A 3927-nucleotide genomic window follows, 5' to 3' on the forward strand; every position below is an offset into this window, starting at 1 on the left:
TGCGCAGCTACGGCGACCTTGTGCTCAAAGACACCACAGCTGAGATTCTTGCTGGTCATGATGTTGTCTTCTTGGCCTTGCCTCACGGCTCCTCTGGTGCGCTCGCCGCACAACTCAGTTCTGACACACTCGTCATTGATTGTGGTGCAGATCACCGTCTTGAAGACGAAGAAGACTGGGCCGCTTTTTATGGCGGTGAGTTCAACTCAGCCTGGACCTATGGCATCCCAGAACTTCCCCTTTCTTCTGGTTCGCAGCGTGAATTCCTTGCTGGAACTAAGCGCATTGCCGCCCCCGGCTGCAATGCTTCTGCTATCTCGTTAGCTATTGCTCCTGGTGTTCAAGCTGAACTCATTGATGCCGTGGATATCGTTTCTGTGCTTTCTGTTGGCCCTTCTGGCGCAGGAAAGAGCCTCAAGGTTGACCTGTTGGCCAGTGAAATCATGGGATCCGCTTCTGCGTATGCCGTCGGTGGTGTTCACCGTCACACTCCAGAGATTGCTCAGAACTTGCGCAAGGCAGGTGCTGCTGAGGTTTCTGTCTCCATGACTCCAGTGCTGGTGCCCATGTCTCGTGGCATTTTGGCCACAACTACCGCGCGCATCAAGCCCGGAGCGACACTAGAGAAGCTTCACGCTGCGTGGAGCGCTGCGTATGCGAATGAGCCTTTTGTTCAGGTCCTGCCACTCGGTCAGTTCCCTCGTACCGCAGACACAGTGGGTGCGAACACGTGCCTGATTGGTCTTGCTCTTGATGAAAACGCCGGTCGCGTCGTTGTCATCAGTGCCCTCGACAACCTGACCAAGGGAACTGCGGGAGCTGCTATTCAGTCCGCCAACATTGCTCTAGGTATTCCCGAAACCACTGGTTTGACCACGAATGGAGTTGCACCGTGAGTGTGACCGCTGCAGCCGGCTTTAGTGCCGCAGGTGTTGTGTGTGGACTGAAGTCCACCGGTAAGAAGGATTTCGCCATGGTGCGAAACCTGGGACCGTTGAAGTCTGTGGCTGCTGTGTTCACGTCGAACCGCTGTAAGGCGAACCCAATTCTGTGGAGCCAGCAAGTCATGGCAGACGCGCAAGTGGAAGCCATTGTCTTGAACTCGGGTGGTGCTAATTGCTACACCGGTGCTCGTGGATTCCAAACTACGCACGCAACAGCAGAAGCTGTTGCAGAGCGTCTTGAGGTCTCCGCTGGTGATGTGCTGGTGTGTTCCACTGGTCTGATTGGCGAACAACTCGACCTGGACAAGCTCAAGACTGGCGTCTGGGATTCAGGCCTTGAAGTACTTTCTGAGGCTGGAACCAGTGAACAAGCAGGTATTGATGCCGCTCACGCCATCATGACCACTGATTCCGTTCCCAAGATGTCTGTTTCTACCGGAGCTGGATACACCATCGGTGGAATGGCCAAGGGTGCCGGCATGCTCGCACCAGGACTTGCCACCATGCTCGTTGTTATCACGACGGATGCTGTACTTTCGAGCGAACAGCTCGACACTGCCCTTCGTGCATCAACTCGTGTCACTTTTGACCGTCTTGACTCAGATGGCTGCATGTCAACTAACGACCAAGTCACCCTCATGGCCTCTGGTGCTTCTGGGGTGGAGCCTGAGCTTTCTGAATTCACTGCTCGTTTGACGCAGTTGTGCCGAGATCTCGCTATTCAGCTCCAGAAGGATGCAGAAGGCGCGAGCCACAACATCCACATCACCGTTTCTGGTGCTGCGTCAGAGCAGGATGCTGTCGACGTGGCTCGAGCTGTCAGTCGCTCTAATCTTTTCAAAGCAGCCATCTTTGGCAATGACCCCAACTGGGGACGTGTGCTGGCTGCTGTGGGTACTACTTTTGCTGAGTTTGATCCCTACAACATTGATGTCAGCTTCAACGGTGTTGCTGTCTGTACTGCGGGGGAGCCTGATCAGTCACGTGACTTGGTAGACCTCACTCCTCGCGAGGTGGACATTCGTATTGAACTCCACAGCGGTAACGAAACCGCCACTATTTGGACCAACGATTTGACCCACGACTACGTGCACGAAAACAGCGCGTACGCGAGCTAGAACACAAGGATTTCTCATGACCCAGATGCGTGAAGAAGACGCAGCAGCAACCATCAAAGCTGCCACGCTGATTGAGTCCCTGACGTGGCTCAAGAAGTTCAATGACCAGATCATTGTGGTCAAGTTCGGTGGCAACGCCATGGTGAGTGAAGAGCTCACACGTGCGTTCGCCGAAGACATGGTGTACCTGCGCACAGTAGGCATCAAGCCTGTTGTCGTGCACGGCGGTGGCCCACAGATCACCAAGATGCTAGAACGTCTGGGCATTGAGAGCGAATTCCGTGGTGGTTACCGCGTCACCAGTCCCGAAGCCATGGAAGTGGTTCGTATGGTGCTCACTGGTCAGGTCTCGCGTGATCTGGTTGGCCACATGAACGAACATGGCCCACTTGCTGCATCCATCTCGGGCGAAGACGCTGGTCTGTTTGTAGGCGAGCGTCGCGGTGTTGAAATCGATGGTGAAATGGTTGACCTGGGTCTCGTCGGTGACGTTGTCGCCGTTGACCCAGAAGCAGTTCATGCTCTTATCGATGCAGGGCGTATTCCTGTGGTGTCCTCTATTGCTCCAGATAAAGACACTCCCGGACAGTCACTCAATGTGAATGCTGATGCCGCAGCTGCCTCGCTTGCTGTTGCTCTAGGCGCTGCGAAGCTCGTGATTCTCACTGATGTTGCTGGTCTCTATAGCGATTGGCCCAACATGGACTCACTCGTTTCTGAAATCGGTGCTGATGAACTTCGTGAACTGCTGCCTTCGCTGGAATCGGGAATGATCCCGAAGATGTCGGCCTGTTTGGAAGCTGTTGATGGGGGAGTGCCCAAGGCTGCCATCATCGATGGCCGTAACCCACACTCGATTTTGCTCGAAATCTTTACCCAGACCGGTTCTGGAACGGAAGTAGTGGCCTGATGACTAAGCATTTCCTTCGTGATGATGACATCACTCAGGCAGAACAGACCGAGATTCTTGATCTCGCTGTTGCGCTGAAGGCTCAGCCCTATAGTGAAAAGCCACTTGCAGGTCCTCAGACCGTCGCTGTCATCTTCGACAAGACCTCCACACGAACACGTGTCTCCTTTGCTGTGGGTATTGCTGATCTCGGCGGTGTTCCGCTGATTATGGACTCAGGTTCCAGCCAACTTGGTGCCAAGGAATCTGTTTCAGATACTGCTCGTGTCCTGGAGCGCATGGTTGGTGCGATTGTCTGGCGCACGTTCTCTCAAGCTGGTTTGGAAGAGATGGCTGCCGGAACAACCGTTCCTGTTGTGAATGCTCTGAGCGATGAATTCCACCCCTGCCAGCTCTTGGCAGACTTGCTCACTATTCGTGAGCACAAGGGTTCTCTTGCGGGACTTACCGTGGCATTCGTTGGTGATGGCAGCAGCAATATGGCGCACTCGTACTTGTTGGCCTGCGCTGTTGCCGGAATGCACGTGCGCATTGCTGCCCCCGCTGGTTACCAGCCTGACCCTGCCATCGTTCGCGATGCAGACGAGATTTCAGTGGAAACCGGTGGCTCTGTTGCTGTGACTGAGGATGCTGCACTTGCTGTTGATGGTGCTGATGTTGTCGTTACTGACACCTGGGTGTCGATGGGGCAAGAAGACCAGAAGGCGCAGCGTGTTGCTGATTTTGGTGCTTACCAAGTTGATGCTGCGCTGATGGCCAAGGCGGATGCTGCTGCAATCTTCCTGCACTGCTTACCTGCCTACCGTGGCTATGAAGTTTCTGCAGATGTGATTGACGGTAAGCAGAGTGTGATTTGGGATGAAGCAGAGAATCGCCTGCATGCTCAGAAAGCTCTGTTGACCTGGCTGCTTCGCCACAAGTAATTCCTGACAACCCTAGGATTGAACCATGACTT

General features: G+C 54.3%; 4 protein-coding genes. All 4 read left to right on the forward strand.

Features of this window, described 5'->3' with window-relative positions; all coding sequences use genetic code 11:
* The coding region (gene argC / locus Q0362_RS05440) for an N-acetyl-gamma-glutamyl-phosphate reductase (RefSeq protein WP_298120890.1) at nucleotides 1-896 on the forward strand (896 nt) is incomplete at its 5' end.
* Complete coding sequence (argJ, locus tag Q0362_RS05445) at nucleotides 893-2062, forward strand: bifunctional glutamate N-acetyltransferase/amino-acid acetyltransferase ArgJ (protein WP_298120894.1); 1170 nt, start codon at nucleotides 893-895, stop codon at nucleotides 2060-2062. The genes argC and argJ, both read left to right, overlap by 4 nt.
* A 16-nt stretch (nucleotides 2063-2078) precedes the next feature.
* On the forward strand, nucleotides 2079-2972 hold the full coding sequence (gene argB / locus Q0362_RS05450) for an acetylglutamate kinase (protein WP_280795286.1): 894 nt from the start codon (nucleotides 2079-2081) through the stop codon (nucleotides 2970-2972).
* Nucleotides 2972-3895, forward strand: coding sequence for an ornithine carbamoyltransferase (gene argF, locus Q0362_RS05455; RefSeq protein ID WP_298120896.1), 924 nt, complete (start codon nucleotides 2972-2974; stop codon nucleotides 3893-3895). Before argB ends, argF begins: the two co-directional genes overlap by 1 nt.
* The last annotated feature ends 32 nt before the right edge of the window (nucleotides 3896-3927 follow it).

The sequence above is a fragment of the uncultured Aurantimicrobium sp. genome (genome assembly GCF_936931525.1).
In the GTDB taxonomy this organism is placed as follows: Bacteria; Actinomycetota; Actinomycetes; order Actinomycetales; family Microbacteriaceae; genus Aurantimicrobium.